Source organism: Desulfobacula sp. (assembly GCF_030145145.1).
Classification (GTDB): Bacteria; Desulfobacterota; Desulfobacteria; order Desulfobacterales; family Desulfobacteraceae; genus Desulfobacula.
Genome location: NZ_JAQYWD010000018.1, coordinates 32165 through 50936, shown reverse-complemented (window position 1 = coordinate 50936; position 18772 = coordinate 32165). Strand labels below are relative to the sequence as shown.

Genomic DNA, 18772 nt, shown 5'->3' with positions numbered 1-18772 from the left:
AAAGAATACGGAGGCTTTTCATGAAGCGGTGGAATAGGCGTGGCATCATTCATATGATGACCGTCATTGTGGCAGGGGTATTGATGGTAACGGGTTCAGCCTTTTCACAGGAACGGTATGCTGTTAAAAGCAGTATCGCCAATCTGCGGTCAGGTCCTGGAACGAAATACGATGTGTTATGGCAGGTAGAGCAATATCATCCTGTTATCATTATTGAAAAGAAAGAAGATTGGTATAAAATAAAAGACTTTGAAAATGACGTGGCCTGGATTCATGAATCTCTTTTAGCAAAGATGACAAGTGTGATTACCATAAAAAATAAATGCAATGTCCGCTCTAAACCGGATAAAAACAGCCGTATTTTATTTACGGTGGAAACAGGTGTTCCCTTCAGGGTTCTTGAACGAAATGGAGACTGGATCAAGATTGAACATGCTGATGGGGATATTGGCTGGATTTACAAAACACTGGTGTGGTAATTTTTAACGATTAAACTATTTTGATGGTGGGATGGAAGAATGGCAGATCAAAACGTATCAAATGAACGAAAAAAGGAGCTGGGACAATTAGACCCTTTTCAGGAAAAGCTCTTAAAAACACTGGCCTATGCAAAAGAATATAAAAAGCAATTGATCTTGATTGCGGGCGCTGTTCTTTTGGTGGCACTGGTTTTTTCAGGGATTATGTACAGCTTTCAAAAAGCTGAGAATACTGCAGCCATCCTTGTGACCCAGGCATTGACCCAATATGCAGATGCCAATGATCCGGATAAAGGGTATGCAGACACCAAAACTGATTTTCAAACTATTTTTACAGATTATGCCAATACAACTGCCGCGCGCCAGGCCAGGGTCAAATTTGCAAAAATCTGTTATGACGCTTCGCAATTTGATCAAAGCTATCACTATTATAAAGAGGCCCTTGAGGACTTCAACAATGAAGCCCGGATGGAAAATTTTCTTTTGGCATCGTTGGGGCAGGTTTGTATTGTCAGAAAAGAGTTTGAAGACGCTAAAAAATATTTTCTTCAAATCGAGCAGGGGAATGCAACTCTTTTAAAGGATGAAGCAAGATATATGCTGGCCATGTTGTACGGCACTGCTAATAATACGGTGGAGAGCAAAAAGATGTATGAAAAAATTATAACAGACTATGAAAGTTCCATGTACACACCAATGGCCAAAAGTAAACTTGAGCAAATCAAGTGATATAAACTCAACTTTCGGACATTCGCTTTAATCGACGGGGTCAGGCTTTTTTTATGGTACTTTTTATCACTATTTCATAACCAGACGGGTAAAAGGTGCCATAAAGAAAGCCTGACCCCATATAAAAATGACCAACTCCGAAAGTTGAGATATAAACTTAAAAAGGCTGCTTAACGTTTCCGCAGCAGCCTTTTTAAGAAAAGGAAAAAAAGATGAAAAAACTAACAATGTGTTAGTAAGAAAGTAATAATGCAATTTTCCTGCCATAATGCTCAAAAAAAGTTCTTCTTTCCAAATTTTTTTAACCATCCGAAATTATGATCTTTTATTGACGGACTGAAGTTACTGTATTTCTTTTGTCGCGGTCAAATTGAAATCTTCCCCCAATAAAGTTCAAAATTTTGAACTTTATTGGGGGAAGATTGAATATTATTTGTGTTTAACTAATTGAAAGTATAATTAAAAATGATAAATTTCAGGAGGGTTTATATTTTTGAACCAAAGGGGTTTCGTTCATAAAATTATTTGTCCAGATTGAATTTTTTTAGTTTCTGGTTCAAGCCGCTTTTTCCTATTCCCAGAAGTTGAGCGGCTTTTGTCTGTACATTGCCCGACACTCGCATGGCCCTTTGGATCATCCGTTTCTCGACGGCTGTCAGCGTCTCTGCCAGGCCCACCCCTTCTGGAATCCCATCCAAATCCAGGGTGGACGTCATATTCTGTCTAACCTGTAATGGCAGGTCGGACGGGGTAATGCTAGTGCCGCTGCAGAAAATAACAGCCCGTTCTATTATGTTTTCAAGTTCCCTTACATTGCCTTTCCATTGATAGTCGTACAGGATCTTGATAGCTTCCGGGTTGATTCCGGATACGGTGCTGACAGAGTGCGGGTCCTTTGTATATTTGTCAATAAAATGTTTGACCAGCAGGGGGATGTCCTCGGATCGTTCTCGAAGCGGGGGGATAATTGTTTTGACAACATTGAGTCTGTAAAAGAGATCTTCTCTGAACCTTCCTTTTTTCACTTCATCTTCAAGATTTTTGTTAGTGGCGGCGATCAGACGAAAATCAACCGGGATGGTCGTTGTTCCACCAACCCGTTCAACCGTTTTTTCCTGAAGAACCCTTAATAATTTAACCTGGAGTGAAATAGGCAATTCACCAATTTCATCAAGGAAAAGGCTCCCTTTGTCTGCGATTTCAAATCGCCCTTTTTTCATGGCGGCGGCCCCTGTAAAAGCGCCTTTTTCATGACCAAACAACTCACTTTCCAAAAGTGTTTCAGCAAAGGCAGAGCAGTTTACGGCAACCAGGGGATTGCTTTTTCTCGGGCTGTTATAATGGATTGATTTTGCCACCAGTTCTTTTCCGGTACCACTTTCACCCTCAATCAGAACGCTGGCATTTGAAGGGGCTACTTTTTTTATGATTTCATAAATCTCCTGCATGGGTTTGCTTTTTCCGATAATATTATCAAAGCTGTACCGTGAGCGAACGGCTTCCCGGAGGAGGCTGTTTTCCTGGACAATCCTGTAGACGGATATGGCCTTGGCAATATGGGCAATCAACGCCTGGTTCTCAAAGGGTTTAAGGATAAACGTGTAAGCCCCCATATGCATGGCTTCAACGGCTTTTTCAACACTGCCATAGGCCGTCATAATGATCACGGGGATATCCGGCTTGATCTCTTTAATTTTTTGGAGCAATTGGATGCCACTCATCCCCGGCATTTTAACATCGGTCAACACCAGGTCAATCAGTTCAGTGTTCAATATATCCAATGCTTCCATGCCACTGGAAGCGGTCAAGGAGGTATAGCCCTCTTCTTGAAGGAGTTCTCCGATGATCATGGGATAGTTTTTTTCATCATCAACAATCAGAATGTTTTCCATTCAGCCAAGTCTCCTAACTGGAAGTGTAATCTCCACGTTTGCACCCCGGGGTTCCATGTTGGTTATGGTAATGGTGCCATTGTGGGCTTCAATCATATTTTTTACAATACCCAGACCCAAGCCTGTTCCTGTATCTTTTGTTGTGAAAAACGGTGTCCATATTTTTTTTAAAACCGCTTCAGGAATACCGTCTCCATCGTCTATAAAATTAATACGGACACTGCCGGAATCATATGTGATGCGTATGGTCAACCATCCATTCGGCTTCATGGACTGAAAGGCATTGATTAAAATATTTAAGAATGCCTGATACATCATTGCACTGTCCGCCGGTATTTCCGGTAAATGGTTGGATATCTCCTTGATAATGTGAAAACTATTATCTTCTATCTGGGGGAGAAGATAAGCAATGTTTTTCTCGATCAGTGCTTCAATCCGGCAGGGGTGAAGATCAGGGCGTTTGGGTTTTGCAAAATCCAGGAAATCGGTAATAATGTTATCTAAGCGGATGGATTCTTCGACGATGATATCCGGGATATGGCTGTCGGCATCCAACCGGGCCATTTTTTTCTTTAACAACTGGGCACTGCTTTTGATAATTCCCAATGGATTTCTGATTTCATGGGAGACCCCGGCCGTCATTTCACCAATGGCGGACAAGTGTTCTGCCTGATGCAGTTTTTCTTCCAGCTTGAGTCGTTCATCCGCTCTTCGTTCAATTATTTTTTCTCCATGGCGAACAACAAACAAAAGCACCAGAAAAAGGAGTCCCATGACAATAAAACAGGACCCAACAATGAGCCCTTGAAGTTCAAATATTTTTTTATAATCATCGGAAACATCCCGGACAATTTCAACAACACCCAGTACCGGTCCGGCTAAAGCCGGGGAAATCTGTTTTTCAGCCCTCAAGGGGGCAAACGTGATGATTTTTGTTTCCTGGGGAAACCAGAACAGCAGTTCCAGAAAGCTTCCATGCTGTAATAATCTGGATGTTGCTTCTTTTTTCATGGCTTTTTCATAATGCACACCGCCGGCATTTTCCTGACCTATTTTAGTATTATCAAAGCTATAGGAGATGATGTTCCGTTCATCATAAATCGTTACCATCTCAACATTAAAGCTATGCAGGGTAGAGCGGACAACCTTGTCCATCAGAAGAAATTGTTCTTTTTTTCTTAAGCTGATCTCTCCGTATTGTACTAAAATCGGCAGCATAAATCTGGAAATGATTTGATGGTTCAGATTTTCAACTAGAAGTGACGCATATTCCTGACTTTTCTCCAGAAGGATATTCCTTACCCAGTGAGCATTCAGGGCTGAAATGACAATGGTTGCCGTGAACATAATGATAAGGGAGGAGAAGGTGAAAAACTTGACCAGTCTGAACGGTTTGATGCTGTAAGGTTTTTCTTGTTTTTGTAACATTTATTTCATAATTTTTTAGTTTTTGAGTTTGACAACCTATTCTATTTTTTGCTATTCAGTAAGTAAAAATGTATGATAGTGCTTGACTTTACAGCAATATCATATGAAAGTATAGGGCATATTGATGCTACAGATCAATCGAAAAGTTGTTTATGTGTCTTATGACATATGGATGTTACCTTAAGGTATTGTGGAACGGTATGATATTTGGGAAAAAAGATCATCTTGTCGGTCTGGATATTGGTTCTTCATCCATTAAAGTTGCTGAACTCAAAGTAACTGGTAAAGGGCGAGTATTAACTAAATTTGGGATGAGCCCAATCGCACCGGGTATCATTGTTGAAGGCAGGATCATGGATACGGAAAAGCTTGCCCATGATATTAAAACGCTTTTCAAATCCCAGAAAATCCGTCAGAAAAATGTGGCTATTTCGACAGGGGGGCATTCTGTTGTCATAAAAACAATCAATATATCCAGTCGCCCGGATAAGGATCTGCATGATACGATATTTTCTGAAGCTGAACAATATATTCCCTATGACATTGATGATGTAAATATCGATTATCAAGTGCTGGGCGAAAGTGAGTTTTCTTTAGATCAGATGAACGTGCTGCTGGTTGCGGTTAAAAGAGATCTTGTGGCAGAGTATATTGACTTGATTCATTTGGCCGGGCTGAATCCTAAAATAATTGATGTGGATACATTTGCGCTCCAAAATACCTATGAAATTCTTCCCTATGAAAGCCGGGAAAAGATAACACTGCTCATTGATGTCGGGGCATCAAAAACATCTTTGAATATATTGAAGGCCAATTCATCATTAATGATGAGGGATACCGTATCGGGCACCAATCAGATTCTGGAAGAGATCGCAAGTCGATTTGAATTAACGCTCGATGAGGCAGAAAAGGCAGTGAATGGTGAACTAAAGGATATTGTCGGGCAGGACAGCATACGGGAAATCAGCTTGAAAACGGCTCAGTCATGGTGTTCTGAGATATGTGAAGTGGTGAACACCTATCAATCCGGAACCAATGATGAGCGGGTTGAAAAAATAGTTCTCAGTGGGGGAGGGGTCTTTATCGATGGATTTAAAGATTGTCTTTTGTCAGAACTTGAGGCCGATGTTTCCATCATTAATCCATTTGAAGCGTTGATTGTTAATGAAAAACAATTTCCAGATTCTTTTATCGCCAAGGCTGCTCCCCTGGCACCGATAGCCATAGGGCTAGCATTACGACGAGTGGATGATAAATGATAAAAATTAATCTTTTACCCTTTAGAGTGGCCAGAAAAAAAGAGAATATCAGAAGACAGATTTCTGTGTTTTTATTATTGATTGTATTAACGATCGTGGCACTTTTCTGGTATACGCTGACCATTAACAAACAAATCTTAACGGTAAAAGAACGCACAAAACAGGTCAATTCCCAAATTTTAAAATATAAAGAAAAAGCCGATCGGGTTGCCCAGATCAAGAAAGATCTGAAGGCGCTTAAGGAAAAACTTGAAATTGTATCGGTGTTGAAAAAGCAGAGAGACAAACAATTAATATTGTTTGATGGTATGACGGAGCTTATGGTTCCCGGACGAATGTGGCTGGAAAGTTTTAAAACCAATAAGGATAACGTCACGATCAAAGGGATTGCATTTGACAACCCCACCATTGCAGATTTCATGGAAAAAATAGAAAAATCTCCTTTGTTTAGCAAAGTTGATTTAAAGACCGCAAAGATGAGAAAGTTCAAAGATAATGTCATGTTAAAATCATTTGAATTGCTTTGTAAAAAAGAAAAACCCAAGGAAGATGAGAAAGAGGATTCAAAACAAGGCAAAAAACGAGCAGGGGAAAAATAAAATCGATGATTTAAAACAAAAGTTAAGCGGTATTTTTGAAAAAGTCGGCGCACTGACAAGGCTTCAGCGCATGCTGATTTGTCTGGTGGTATTTGTGTCCATTGGCGGGGCGTATTATTATTTTATTTTTATGCCAAAGCATGGTGAATTAAAGACCGTTCAAAAAGAATATGCGAGTCAGTTAAAGACACTTTCAACCTTTAAAAAACGAGCGGCAGAAATTTCAAAATATGAAAAAATGATGGCCCAGGCCCAGGAGGCCTTTAACCTGGCAATGAAAGCACTTCCAGATAAAAGAGAACTGCCCGCTTTACTGACAGGTATCTCCAAAGCAGGTAGTGATGCAGGCCTGGCCTTCCATTTGTTTCAACCAATCAAGGAAATAAACAAGGAATTCTATAAAGAAATTCCTGTTTCCATTAAGGTAGAGGGGCGATATCATCAGATTACGGATTTTTTCTATCAAATCACAAGACTCAACCGGATTGTGAACATCAATGATGTGGATGTGAAAAGCAAGAAAGACGGTCAAATATTGGAGATGAGCTGTAAGGCCGTTACCTATATGTTTGTTGAAAAAGCAACGTCAGATAAGAAAAAAAAATCTAAAAGAAAAAAGAAATAGGGATGTATTAAAAATTTCATGATGATGGTTAAGTCAAAAATTATGGTATTAACAGTTGCCTGGGGCCTTGCTTTTTTGTTCTTTGCGTGTGATGAGGCACCCCACGTGAAAAATACACCAACACCGGAGATCGTTTCAGGGAAAATATCCCTACCCATTGTTAAAGACCAACCCGAAAAAGGGGATAAAAAGACAGACACAGATCCCAAAAACAATTCCCTTCCCGAATTGAAGTCTGCCTTAAAACCGACTCATCAGGCAGTAGATCAAAAAGTGGACAAGGAAAAGGACGCGCATTATCTTTCCCAGGGTAAAATAGATCCGTTCCGGCCGCTAATCCAGGAAAAACCTGAAAAACACACCCCCATTGTTGATAATAGACCCAAAAGAATTCTGACCCCCCTTGAAAAAATCGAGTTAAGCCAAATTCGTCTGGTTGCGGTTATTACCATGAAGGACCGGCAGATTGCAATGGTGGAGGAGGCCAATGGGAAGGGCTATGAGGTCGGCATTGGCACCTATATTGGAAAAAATCAGGGAAGGATATCTGAAATTAAAAACAATAGTATTGTGATCAAGGCACTAATTAAGGATTATGCGGGAAGACTCAAAGAGCAAGTTCAGGAAATAAAACTTCATAAAAACGATAATGAGGAGTAAAATGCCTTTTTTTCAACTGCAAAGATTCAGCCGTACATTAAAAATAGCAGGCCTTTTGTTAGCGGTATGGATGGTTACCGGGTGTGTTGCCCAAAAGACGGAAACGGTTAAAACCGCCGAACAGATGCAGCCCGGAACATCAGACACCCCGGTTGCTGTTTCAGGTGTCAGGCAGATTACGGCTGTCGATGTTGAACTACAGGACCAAAGCATCGAGGTCAGCATTAAAGGAAATCAAAAATTAGTCTACACCTCCATAAAGCAATCCTTTCCTTTTGGCATTGCCATCTATTTCCCCGAAACCACCATTGCGGATCATTTGTCCATCAATGTGCCCCCAGACAATCGTATTGGTGATCTGACGGTAACGTATGCAGATGAAGAGAAAACCACTGCGAAGCTTGAGATCTTGTTAAAAAAGGATCTCGATTATGATGTGACTGAAAATGATACCCTGTTGAAACTGGCACTTTTCGGAGGTGTTGAAAAACTTCCTGGCAGCGTTGCTGAAATCGCAAGCCCGTTACCATCTGTTGAAGCGAAAACGTTACAGCAAAGCAATACGTCTCAAGAAAAGATAATGATCCCTGATACGGTGGCAACACTGACCGATATCAGGTTTAACTCACTGGAGAACGGCAGATCCGATATCGTTGTTCAAACAAGTCACCCGGTAAAGTATGACATCACCCAGGACCGCAAGGATAAATTGTCTTTGAATCTGTATCGTACCATTATCCCCGAGTATCACAAACGGCCGCTTTTAACCCAGTATTTTACATCGGCCGTTGAAAATTTAATGCCGATACAGGTTCCCGGAAATGAGCGGACAGCTAAAATTGAGATGAAGATACGGGATCAGGTTCCCTATCGGGTTGTTCAGGATCAAACGATGCTCTCGGTGTTTTTTGAACCCTCCACGGTCAAACCGCCTGTCTTCACTAAAGCAAGGAAACGCGTGATCAGTGGTGAGCAATCCCTTGCTGGACAGGTTCAAGCAGAACCCACAGGCTTGTCTGAAAATACGCTTGCTGATTCAGAAAAAAAGAAAACCGTGGAACAAGATATTTTTGGGTCTCAAAAAAAGTATACCGGCGAAAAAATCAAACTTGATTTTTATGAAACCGATATTAAAAATGTTTTCAGGATTCTAAGAAGTGTTGGTGGCCTGAATTTTGCCATTGATAAGGATGTTAAGGGGAAAGTGACCTTAACGCTTGAAGATCCTGTGCCCTGGGATCAGGTGTTGGACCTTGTATTGAAAATGAATAACCTTGGCCAGAAAACAGAAGGAAATGTTATTCGGATTGCCACCATTGATACCCTGAAAAAGGATGAAAAATTATTACAGGACGCCATTGCTGAAAGAAAAAAAGCGCTGGACCAGAAGAAAAGCTTTGAACCCTTGGTAACAGAGTATATCTCCATAAACTATTCAGATGCTGATGCTGATATTAAGCCCCATATCGGTCAAATCCTGACAAAAGACAGGGGGATTATCAGTGTGGATAAACGAACGAATACAGTCATTATCACTGATACCCAGAAAAAAATTGATCAGGCCCGGGAAATTGTTTACCGGCTGGATAAAGTGACCCCGCAAATCATGATTGAAGCAAAGGTCGTTGAGGTGACAAAGAATTTTTCACGGGAACTCGGGCTTGGTCTGAGCATTTCAAAAACTCAAACGGCCCATGTCGGAAGAGACCGGGATTTCAACGTGGCATTGAATCATCCCATTTCATCAGCCATCAATGCAGGCTCTTTTAATTTTTATCGGATCTTAGGGTCTAATTTTTTGAATTTAAATGCACAAATAGCGGCATCTGAAACAAAGGGAGATGTTAAAGTTGTCTCTTCCCCCAGAATCCTCACCTTGGACAATAAAAAAGCAAAAATAAAACAGGGGCTTGAATATCCTTACCTTGAGCGGGATGATACCGGGGGCTCATCCGTTAAATTTAAAAATATTGATTTGTTGCTGGAAGTCACCCCCCATGTGACACCGGATAAAAGAATTTCCATGAATGTCTTTTTGACAAAAAATGATATTGACTCTATTACCAATGGGGTACCGTCCCTTTCAACCAATGAGGCAGAGACCGAGTTATTAGTGAACGATAACGATACCATCGTTATTGGTGGCATCGTTAAGACAACCGATAATAAAAGCAGTTCCGGAACCCCCATTCTTTCAGGGATTCCAATTTTGGGCAGACTGTTTAGAACCGATATTGATACAGACAAAAGGAATGAACTGTTAATCTTCTTGACGCCCTCCATTGTGCAGCTGGAACAGAAAAGAAGTTTTGTTAAAAACCAATAGGTTAATCCAGTTCAAAGAGGTTTTTTTGTGCTTCTTTTGCCAGAAAAGAGGTGTTAGGAACAAGTTTAAGGACCACATTCCAGGATTTCTTGGCATTATCAAAATCCTTTAATGCCGTATAGGTTTTTGCCAGATCAGAATGAAGAATAGCAGCTCCCGGGTTTTTTGCCAGTTCATGGCGAAGAAAGTCCAGGGACTGTGCATAGTCACCGGTTTCAATATAAATGGATGCAAGTCCGTGTAGGGCAATTAAAAAATCAGGCCTGATGTCAAGGGATTCAATAAAATACTGTTTGGCTTTTTTGAACATGTTTTGATGGAAATAGGCCCATCCCAGATTTGATAGAGGGACTTCCGGTGTTGCATATAAAAGGTTCCCGGAAATATCTTCAAAGCATTGAATGGCCAGTGCCCATTTTTCCTGTCTCAGATATGTCGCCCCAAGGTTGTTTTTTGCGAGAATGTAGTCTGGTTTAAGGGTTAGGGCCGTTTTAAAATGATGTTCCGCAAGATCATATCGTTGCCTGGCCAAATAGACCAACCCCAGACTGTCATGGAGATAGGGATCATTGGGGAGGGCTTTTTGGGCGTCAAGCAGATTCTTTAATGCGGCTGTATAGTTACCGGCATTATAGTATTCCTCGCCCAGTCTCTGGGTTGCAAAGGCAATTTCCCGTTGATGCGCTGAATTCAAGGTTTTAGAGGCGCATGATATCAGCAACAGGACGCATAAAAGCAGGTAACATGGATGTTTCATATAGCGTGGTCATCTCCTTTATTGTACAGGGGGCTTTTCTTTTGTGGATAGGATGTTGATCCCTTCTTTTTTCAGGTACTGAATGGCGCCAGGGCGCAAGGGTTCCATTGGGATAAAAATTTTTTCCTGGGCTTTGGCGGCATACAGACCCTTCATATTTTCAACGGTGTCATTGGTTAAAAAAGAAGGATTATCCCATGTTGAATATCCCAGATGTGAAAACAATGTCCGGACAAGTTCAAGGGCGGTAACTTTAGGGGGGATGGAAATAATTTCAAATTCTTTTTTTTCCAGAACCTCCAGGACCGATCCATAGACATTTCCAAAATTGATCAAAAGGTCAGCGGCCTCTTTTCTGATGACTCTGCCAAAGGATGCTTCAAGAGGAATATGATTTATCGAAAACGGTATCTTTGCATTTGGGACATAGTCATGGTCTGTTTGCGAAAGAAGTATTTGAATCAGCTGTTTATATTCCGCGGTAACACTTCTTTTTTTAAGCCGGGACATGCCGGCAGCCGTTGATTGTGTGTCCATGATGTCCGACATCAATTGGATTTTTAAATTTTTCCAATATGCCTTTACATTTTTTAATATCGCCGCATTCATGGTCTCGTCTGATAGAATGAGTATTTTGGACCCCTTGTTTGTTTCTATAATTGGCATGATCGTTAAATCCAGCGCCTGATGGGAAGGATTCTTACCGGGAAAATAGATTTTCCCCTGGCTTAAAAGGGTTCCACCAATGAGGGACGCATATTTTTGCAATTGGATCAGTTGGTGTTCATCTATTTTGACCGGTTTAAAGCGGGTCTGGTTTTTTCCTGTTTCCTGCTGCCGTGTTTTTCCGGATAAAAAAGGCTGGAACCACGATTGTGATGTGATTGACGGATCAGGCAAATAAATATCAGCGCCCTCATTTACCAGATGAATGTTTTTGATGTCAGGATTCGCTAATTCAAAGGCCTTTAAACCGTCTTCCGACAGGGTTCCCCCCTTTTCTAAAAATGCTTTATCGATCAGGGTTGAAATGGTTTCCCCTTTTTTCATCGTATGTTTCTTTGTAAATTCCTTTAAATAGTCATTATCCGGCCGGACTGAAAATTCAACGACAGGGACATCTACTTTTCCGCTTATGTTTTGGTCATAGTCTTCTTTTTTTATGCTTTTTAACGGAATCAGGATAGGGTTCCCCGGTTCAATGTCATCAATGTTGCTGATTTGTGGATTTATTTGTTTAAAGATGATTAAGAAGCGGGGAAAATCTTTTTCGGAAATTTCCCCTTTTTTCCTGAAAATTTTATATAGCCAGTCATCCTTCTTGACAACATAAGATTCACATAAAATGTCTTCATCTCGATATTTAAAAATCGAATACCGTTTATAAGACGTCTTGATCCCCTTGGCTTCAGCCTTATACAAAAAAGAGGCTGTGCCGGCAGATCCATAAAAGCATAAAATAATGAAAATAAATATTTTAAAAAAAAACAGGTTTCTCATAAATTATAAAGGTTCTTTTAAATCCAACCTTTCGGCAATTTTATCAGAAATATCTTTTACAAATTCCTGGAAATCTTTTTCTCCAAGTCTTTTGGTTTGTGATGGAATTAAATTCGGGTTATCGGGCAGTATTAAAGATGGCAGGTTAATGTTGTCAGCATTGGAAGTGATTTTATAGTCTTCCGGTATTTCCGACCTGAAATACAGGTCTTGGAATTCTGAAAATTTAATGGCATGGGCTGTTGCATCAAGAATGGCCGTTTCTTCGCTGGAAACAATATCTTTTTGGAAAGCGGCCACAAGTCCGGCAAGACATTCGCCTCCCTGGGTGCAGGTAATATGGCCGTTTCTATTGGCCCTAAGCTGCCAATCCATGATTGATTGCTCTGTCACTTGAACAAAGAACACCTGCTGATGACCGGCAAGGGCATTGTAGGTCTTTACAATTTGAACGACCCGGGGCATGGACACCGGATTCCCAATCATTGCGGCCTGGGCTACACTGGGTTTTGTGTCCACCGGCACAAATTTTCTTTTGGCCTCGTCGGGTTCAAGGTAATATTGGAAGACAGGGTCTGCGTGTTCTGACTGAACACCAATAATTTTTGGCAGGCAATCAATAATATTGGCCTCATAAAATTTAATAAATCCATTCATCACGGCTGAAATATTGCCGGCGTTTCCAATGGGGACAACCACTGTTTTGTTCTTCATGTCCCATTCGAAATCCTGGGCAATTTCATAGGAATAGGATTCCTGACCCAGGATGCGCCAGGCATTTTTTGAATTTAAAAGCACCACAGAATACTGGGTTGACAAGTGTTCCACTATTTTCATACAGTCGTCAAAAACACCCGGGATTTCAAATACCTGGGCACCGCTTCCCAGGGGCTGAGACAATTGTTGAGAGGTCACCTTTTTATGGGGTAAAAGAACAGCAGATTTGATTAATGGATCCAGGTAAGCGGCATACAGTGCAGCAGCAGCAGAGGTGTCACCCGTGGAGGCACAGACCGCGATGACATTAGAAATCAGTCGTTTATCGATGAGATATTTGATACTGGATACTGCACTGGCCATGCCCCGATCTTTAAAAGAAGCACTGGGGTTTTGGCCGTCATTTTTATAGAAAAATGAAAGGCCCACCCTTTCTTTTAGATGTTGATTGGCTTCAATAACCGGGGTATGACCTTCCCCAAGATAAACAATGGATTCCAAAGGAATGCAGGGGCCAATAAATTCGTGATATCGGTAAATACCCTTGAGCGCTGGTATTTTCAGCAGTTTCCTAAAATCAAATATTTTCTGCCACAGGGGGCCTGGAATTTTTTTTAATGACAGGGCATTCCGGTCCTGGATAAGCAGGACTTGATTGCACCCGGGGCAAACATATAACAATTTTTCAATGGGATACTCAGCTGAACACCCCAGGCATTTATAATACAGATCTTCTCGAACCGTTGGGAGGATATGCGGTTTTACATCCTCTGGAAAATAATCAAGCGTCATGATCAATCACCTTTAGTCCTCCCATATAGGGGATCAATACATCGGGGATCATAACCGATCCATCTGCTTGCTGGTAGTTCTCCAATATGGCTGCAAATGTCCTTCCCACGGCCAGTCCGGATCCATTTAAGGTATGAACATATTCCGGTTTTTTTTGGCCCTTTCTTCTAAACCGTATGCCTGCCCGTCTGGCCTGAAAATCAAGGCAATTGCTGCAGGAGGAGATTTCCCTGTATTTGCCCTGATCGTCCTGGCCAGGCATCCAAACTTCGATATCATAGGTTTTGGTTGCTGAAAACCCTAGATCTCCTGTGCAAAGAGTGACCACCTGATAGGGTAGTTCAAGAAGTTGAAGAATTTTTTCAGCATTAGCAAGCAAAGATTCCAGTTCAATAAATGAGGTTTCCGGCGTTGTTAATTTAACCAGCTCCACTTTATTAAACTGGTGCTGCCGGATTAATCCTTTTGTGTCCCTGCCGTAGGAGCCGGCCTCTGACCTGAAACAGGGCGTATATGCTGTAAATTTACACGGCAGCATGGATTCATCAATGATTTCATTGGCATAAATATTGGTCATGGGGACTTCAGAGGTTGGAATCAGGTAGTAATCCGATCCTTCGAGTTTAAACAGATCTTCTTCAAACTTGGGCAACTGACCGGTTCCGGTCATGGTGGCGCTGTTCACAATAAAGGGTGGCAGGGTTTCTGTGTAGCCATGTTGCGACGTATGGGTATCCAGCATAAAATTGATGAGCGCTCTTTCAAGCCTTGCCCCTTTCCCAAAATAGAGAGGAAATCTTGCGCCGGTAAGTTTGGCGGCCCTTACAAAATCAAGAATCCCTAAATCTTCACCAATTTCCCAATGGGGTTTTACCGTAAAATCAAATTTTTTTGGTGTTCCAAACGTCCGTTCAAGCCGGTTTTCAGTATCATCTTTACCCATGGGGACATCTTCATGGGGAATATTGGGAACAGAGATAAGAAAGCCATGAATGCGCTCTTCTATGGTTGACCGCTCTTTGTCCAGTCGTTTGATGGTTTCAGACACTTCTTTCATTTGTTCAATAAGAGATCCGGCATCCTGACCGGATTTTTTTATTTTGGCAATGTCGTCTGACACTACATTCCTTTTATGTCTTAGCGCTTCTATTTCTAAAAGCAGTGCTTTCCTTTTGTCATCATTATTTAGAAGCGAGGAAAAGTCTATGTTCGCCCGTCTTTTTCCCATTCCATTTTGAACGAGTTCCAGATTTGTTTTTATATATTTTAAATCCAGCATTTTTTTTAATATTTTACCTCGTATATATCCGCTAAGTTCTTATTTTAAAAGATTGTTCAACAATTGTAACCTGATACCACGAGGGGTGTAAACAGTCAATGATTATTGCAGGTTGACAATTGTCCAGAGGTGTATAATATTTGCTAAAAACTTTTTTTGTAAAATAAGGAACAAACGAGATGGATGAAATAAAGAATGGGAAGCACAATAATTTAGCAGTTGTGGCAGAACGGCTGGCGAATCTTACAAAAGAAGAACTTTCGGATAAATATCAAAAAATTGAGGATAAGCTGTTTGAGTTTGCGAACTTTATGGAAGCTCACCTGGCGTTTTTATATACGCCGGTAAGTAGTGAACTGCCCACGGAACGCATTATTAAAAAAGCCCTTCAAATAGAGAAAGGACTGGTATTGCCGGTCTTTACGGATGCAAAAAATTCGATTAACCTTTATAAGATAAGTGATTATGATAAGGATCTTGTAAAAAGTGCCAATGATATTCTTGAACCGAATATCGAAAAATGCAAAAAAATATCATTGGAGGCGATTGATATTGCCATTATCCCCGGGCTTGCTTTTGATGACAAGGGGGGTAGAATTGGGTTCGGTAATAATTTTTACAGCAAGTTGATAACAAAACTTCCCGAAACCTGCAGGAAAGTATCCCTTGCCTATGAGGAGCAGATTGTTGATCAGATCCAGATGGAATCCAGAAAGTTTACCGTTGACATTATCATCACAGATAAACGGGTGATTTATAAAATATAATCCAAATGAATGTGACCTTGACATAACAATAAAATCAGCAGTTCTCATGGGAATAATGGGGGGTTATTCCTGTTCAGGGTTGATGGCTTTGGCAAAACTTCTCAAATCAGGCATTTTCCCCATAACAATGACCGTGTCCAGGGGTTCAATCAAGGTTTCAAAATGGGGATTAAACAGCATCTCTCCGGATGATTTTTTTATGGAGATGATGATGAGATTAAAATCCTGCCGGATTCCGGAATCTTTCAGTGCAACATGGGTATACCGGGAGCTTTTTGGGACAAAAATTTCTTCAATCTGAATGGCCTCTACTTTCCTGGACAATGCAATATCAAGAAAATTGCTGACACTGGGCCTTAACAGCTTTAACCCCATGGACACGGCGCCTGTATCATAGGGTGATTCAACCATATTGGCCCCGGCAGCCATGAGTTTGCCTCTCACGTCCGGACTGCTGGCCCGGGCCATAATGTAAATATCAGCATTGAGCTGTCTTGCCGTTAAGACAAGGAAAACATTGGCGATATCCGTTCCAAGGGCAGTGACTAAAAAGGATGCAGTTTGAATGCCTGCCTTTACTAAAAGCTCTTCATCCGAGGCATCTCCGTGAAGGTAATCCATTTTATCTTTTTCTAAAACACCCACAAGGGCATCATCATTTTCTATGACCACCAAATCATTGGTTTCTTCTTTGATCAAATGACACAATACTCTCCCGATGCGGCCATATCCGCAGACGATATAATGGTTTTTTAATTTATTGATTTTTTTGTCCAACCGTCTCCTCCCCAATAAGGTTTGTAATTCTCCCTCAACAATGGATTGTATGATAACACCGGCAATATAAAGAAAATATCCTGCACCGGCGAAGATCATGAAAATGGTAAATATCCTTCCGGTGGGACTGATTTCATGGACTTCCATCAAACCGACGGTCGTCAGTGTGATTGCCGTCATGTAGGCAGAATCCAGAAAATTCCATTTTTCAATGACCATGTATCCGGTCACACCGATCAGAAAGATAACAATGGAAATGATAATCGCTCTGATGATTTGTTTCATCCTATTCATGGCAGTATAAATACCGGCCTTGAGGATAAAAATCAAGATAAGATTGCCCTAGCCAAAGACCTGTATCTTCTTGACGGACCTATTGGTTGCTGGTATGAAGAAAGCATGAAAGATGAATCTAAAAAATTTGCTCGCTGGCGCTGGGAAATGGTTGAAAAACAGATCGTTTCCCGGGGGATCACCGATCCATTGGTGCTTGAGGCCATGAGAACCGTGCCCCGGCATTTGTTTGTCAGTGAGGCCCTCGTAGACAGCGCCCACGGCGATTTTCCGCTGCCTATTGGAGAGGGCCAGACGATTTCCCAACCCTACATTATTGCAGAGATGACCCAGAATCTTGAATTAAAAGGCCACGAAAGAGTCCTTGAAATCGGCACGGGGTCAGGGTATCAGGCGGCTGTCCTGGCGCATATTGTCTATAAGGTATATACCATTGAACGAAATAACGCCTTGTTTTTACAGACCAGAAAACGGTTCGATACATTAAAATACTATAATATTGTCACCCGATATTCCGACGGGACCCAGGGCTGGAAACAGGAAAGTCCCTTTGATGCCATCATCGTTACCGCGGGGGGGCATCAAATTCCGGCACCGCTGATTGATCAGCTTTCCATGGGGGGACGGCTCATCATGCCGGTGGGCGGTACTTTTTCCCAGGAATTGATTCGACTTGAAAAGACCGAGGACGGCCTAAAAACAACAAACCTCGGTGGTTGCAGATTTGTGAAATTGATTGGTCAGCATGGGTGGGATGAATAGGGTGCAAAACAGATGAAAAAAATGACGGGACAGCCGTCATTGGTCAAAGAGCTGCTGATGGGATTCTGTCTGGGAACGGCCAACATTATCCCCGGGGTATCCGGCGGTACATTCCTTTTAATTTTTAAAATTTATGAGCGTGTTTTTTCCATTTTAAATCAGATCAATAGCACCAATCTGATGGTTGCGCTACATTTGATACGAATCATTATTTTTAAGGCGGATAAAATGCCGTCGTTGATAGCGTTTATGGCATTTTTAAAAGACAACGATTTTATTTTTCTTTTTAAATTGATGGTGGGGGGTGTGATTGCCATTATCTGTCTTTCGAGCGTGATGAAATATTTGATCGTTTATCAATTTCCCGTTACCTATGCATTGTTTTTCGGGTTGATCCTGGTTTCCATCATTATTCCTGTGAAAATGCTGACAGATCGAAAAGCGTATCTGGTGCTGTTTGTCTTTTTCGGGGCCATCTTGACCATTTATGTCGCCCAGGCCGTTAACCCGTATGATAAAGTAAAAATGAAATCAGACATTTATGCGGGTCAGTACGTGAAAGACCAGACGGTTAATCAAACGGCAAAAGCAACCGGGGCATTTTCTTTTACCGGAAAATATACGATTGATGAATATGTGTATGCTTCTGTTTGCGGGGCGATTGCGGTGTCCGCAATGATCCTTCCAGGCATAAGCGGATCACTGGTGCTTATCCTGATGGGCGAGTATTTTGCGGTTGTTTCCGCCATTTCCGGGTTACAAACGTTGAGTTTGGATCATATGGCCTTTTTAGGGTGTTTTGCAGTGGGCATCCTTCTGGGGGGGCTTTTATTTGCAAGACTTGTCAGTTCTGTTTTGAAAAGATATTATAATGCCACAATGGCATTTCTTATCGGATTGATGGCCGGTTCTCTATACGCGTTGTGGCCGTTTAAAAAAAGCATTGTCATGGCGCATAACTATATCAAAAAGGATGGCGTGATCCATATTGTTCAAAATGTGAGGGTCTATACGAATATCAATGAATGTCCCCAGGTCGGAACTGAATTTTATTTTTGTCTTGTTTCATTTATGATCGGATGCTGTATGATGTTCTTTTTTATTAGAAAAGAATTGAATCCGTGATCAAC

The 18772-nt window shown here is 41.3% G+C and carries 18 protein-coding genes; 10 read left to right on the top strand and 8 right to left on the bottom strand.

Annotated elements, in window-relative coordinates:
- Window positions 1-20 precede the first annotated feature (20 nt).
- Together Q1Q15_RS11840 and Q1Q15_RS11835 are read left to right on the top strand one after the other, a co-directional pair.
- Window positions 21-479 (top strand): SH3 domain-containing protein, encoded by a 459-nt coding sequence (locus tag Q1Q15_RS11840; RefSeq protein ID WP_300459990.1) that lies wholly within the window; start codon window positions 21-23, stop codon window positions 477-479.
- A 39-nt stretch (window positions 480-518) separates the two neighbouring features.
- A complete protein-coding gene (locus Q1Q15_RS11835) occupies window positions 519-1208 on the top strand; it encodes a tetratricopeptide repeat protein (protein ID WP_300459988.1) in 690 nt (229 codons plus the stop codon).
- Window positions 1209-1277: 69 nt separating this feature from the next.
- Here the strand turns inward: Q1Q15_RS11835 and Q1Q15_RS11830 are convergent, their stop codons facing one another.
- The 3 genes from Q1Q15_RS11830 to Q1Q15_RS11820 all read right to left on the bottom strand — a co-directional run bounded on the left by Q1Q15_RS11830 (window position 1278) and on the right by Q1Q15_RS11820 (window position 4528).
- Complete coding sequence (locus Q1Q15_RS11830; protein ID WP_300459985.1) at window positions 1278-1517, bottom strand: hypothetical protein; 240 nt, start codon at window positions 1515-1517, stop codon at window positions 1278-1280.
- 212 nt (window positions 1518-1729) lie between these two features.
- Entirely contained in the window at window positions 1730-3100 is a 1371-nt protein-coding gene (locus Q1Q15_RS11825) for a sigma-54 dependent transcriptional regulator (protein ID WP_300459982.1), read from the bottom strand.
- On the bottom strand, window positions 3101-4528 hold the full coding sequence (locus Q1Q15_RS11820; RefSeq protein ID WP_300459980.1) for an ATP-binding protein: 1428 nt from the start codon (window positions 4526-4528) through the stop codon (window positions 3101-3103).
- 200 nt (window positions 4529-4728) lie between these two features.
- Here Q1Q15_RS11820 and pilM point away from each other — a divergent pair, with 200 nt between their 5' ends.
- From pilM to pilQ, 5 genes are read left to right on the top strand one after another with little or no spacing between them, the layout of a single operon-like run.
- Complete coding sequence (gene pilM / locus Q1Q15_RS11815; protein WP_300459978.1) at window positions 4729-5787, top strand: type IV pilus assembly protein PilM; 1059 nt, start codon at window positions 4729-4731, stop codon at window positions 5785-5787.
- Complete coding sequence (locus Q1Q15_RS11810; RefSeq protein WP_300459975.1) at window positions 5784-6386, top strand: PilN domain-containing protein; 603 nt, start codon at window positions 5784-5786, stop codon at window positions 6384-6386. The genes pilM and Q1Q15_RS11810 overlap by 4 nt, the downstream gene beginning before the upstream one ends.
- Complete coding sequence (locus Q1Q15_RS11805) at window positions 6337-7011, top strand: type 4a pilus biogenesis protein PilO (protein WP_300459973.1); 675 nt, start codon at window positions 6337-6339, stop codon at window positions 7009-7011. The genes Q1Q15_RS11810 and Q1Q15_RS11805 overlap by 50 nt, the downstream gene beginning before the upstream one ends.
- Before the next feature lie 18 nt (window positions 7012-7029).
- Window positions 7030-7671, top strand: coding sequence for a pilus assembly protein PilP (locus tag Q1Q15_RS11800; RefSeq protein ID WP_300459970.1), 642 nt, complete (start codon window positions 7030-7032; stop codon window positions 7669-7671).
- A gap of 1 nt (window position 7672) precedes the next feature.
- Entirely contained in the window at window positions 7673-9997 is a 2325-nt protein-coding gene (gene pilQ / locus Q1Q15_RS11795) for a type IV pilus secretin PilQ (protein WP_300459968.1), read from the top strand.
- A gap of 1 nt (window position 9998) precedes the next feature.
- Here the strand turns inward: pilQ and Q1Q15_RS11790 are convergent, their stop codons facing one another.
- From Q1Q15_RS11790 to serS, 4 genes are read right to left on the bottom strand one after another with little or no spacing between them, the layout of a single operon-like run.
- On the bottom strand, window positions 9999-10754 hold the full coding sequence (locus Q1Q15_RS11790; protein ID WP_300459965.1) for a tetratricopeptide repeat protein: 756 nt from the start codon (window positions 10752-10754) through the stop codon (window positions 9999-10001).
- An 18-nt stretch (window positions 10755-10772) separates the two neighbouring features.
- Window positions 10773-12254: a hypothetical protein gene (locus Q1Q15_RS11785; RefSeq protein ID WP_300459963.1), complete on the bottom strand. Its 1482-nt coding sequence runs from the start codon at window positions 12252-12254 to the stop codon at window positions 10773-10775.
- Between the two features lie 3 nt (window positions 12255-12257).
- Window positions 12258-13763 carry a threonine synthase gene (gene thrC / locus Q1Q15_RS11780; RefSeq protein WP_300459960.1) on the bottom strand — a complete coding sequence of 502 codons (1506 nt, stop codon included), beginning with the start codon at window positions 13761-13763 and terminating at the stop codon, window positions 12258-12260.
- Window positions 13753-15042 carry a serine--tRNA ligase gene (gene serS, locus Q1Q15_RS11775; protein WP_300459957.1) on the bottom strand — a complete coding sequence of 430 codons (1290 nt, stop codon included), beginning with the start codon at window positions 15040-15042 and terminating at the stop codon, window positions 13753-13755. The genes thrC and serS overlap by 11 nt, the downstream gene beginning before the upstream one ends.
- 179 nt (window positions 15043-15221) lie before the next feature.
- On the opposite strand from serS, the gene Q1Q15_RS11770 reads away from it, so the two are divergent.
- Window positions 15222-15809, top strand: coding sequence for a 5-formyltetrahydrofolate cyclo-ligase (locus tag Q1Q15_RS11770; RefSeq protein WP_300459954.1), 588 nt, complete (start codon window positions 15222-15224; stop codon window positions 15807-15809).
- Between the two features lie 63 nt (window positions 15810-15872).
- On the opposite strand, the gene Q1Q15_RS11765 is transcribed toward Q1Q15_RS11770, so the two are convergent.
- A complete protein-coding gene (locus Q1Q15_RS11765) occupies window positions 15873-16916 on the bottom strand; it encodes a potassium channel protein (protein WP_363320943.1) in 1044 nt (347 codons plus the stop codon).
- A gap of 69 nt (window positions 16917-16985) precedes the next feature.
- Here Q1Q15_RS11765 and Q1Q15_RS11760 point away from each other — a divergent pair, with 69 nt between their 5' ends.
- Both Q1Q15_RS11760 and Q1Q15_RS11755 read left to right on the top strand, forming a co-directional pair.
- Window positions 16986-17642 (top strand): protein-L-isoaspartate(D-aspartate) O-methyltransferase, encoded by a 657-nt coding sequence (locus tag Q1Q15_RS11760; protein ID WP_300459952.1) that lies wholly within the window; start codon window positions 16986-16988, stop codon window positions 17640-17642.
- A gap of 12 nt (window positions 17643-17654) precedes the next feature.
- Window positions 17655-18767, top strand: a complete 1113-nt coding sequence (locus Q1Q15_RS11755) for a DUF368 domain-containing protein (RefSeq protein WP_300459950.1) — start codon at window positions 17655-17657, stop codon at window positions 18765-18767.
- Window positions 18768-18772 lie beyond the last annotated feature (5 nt).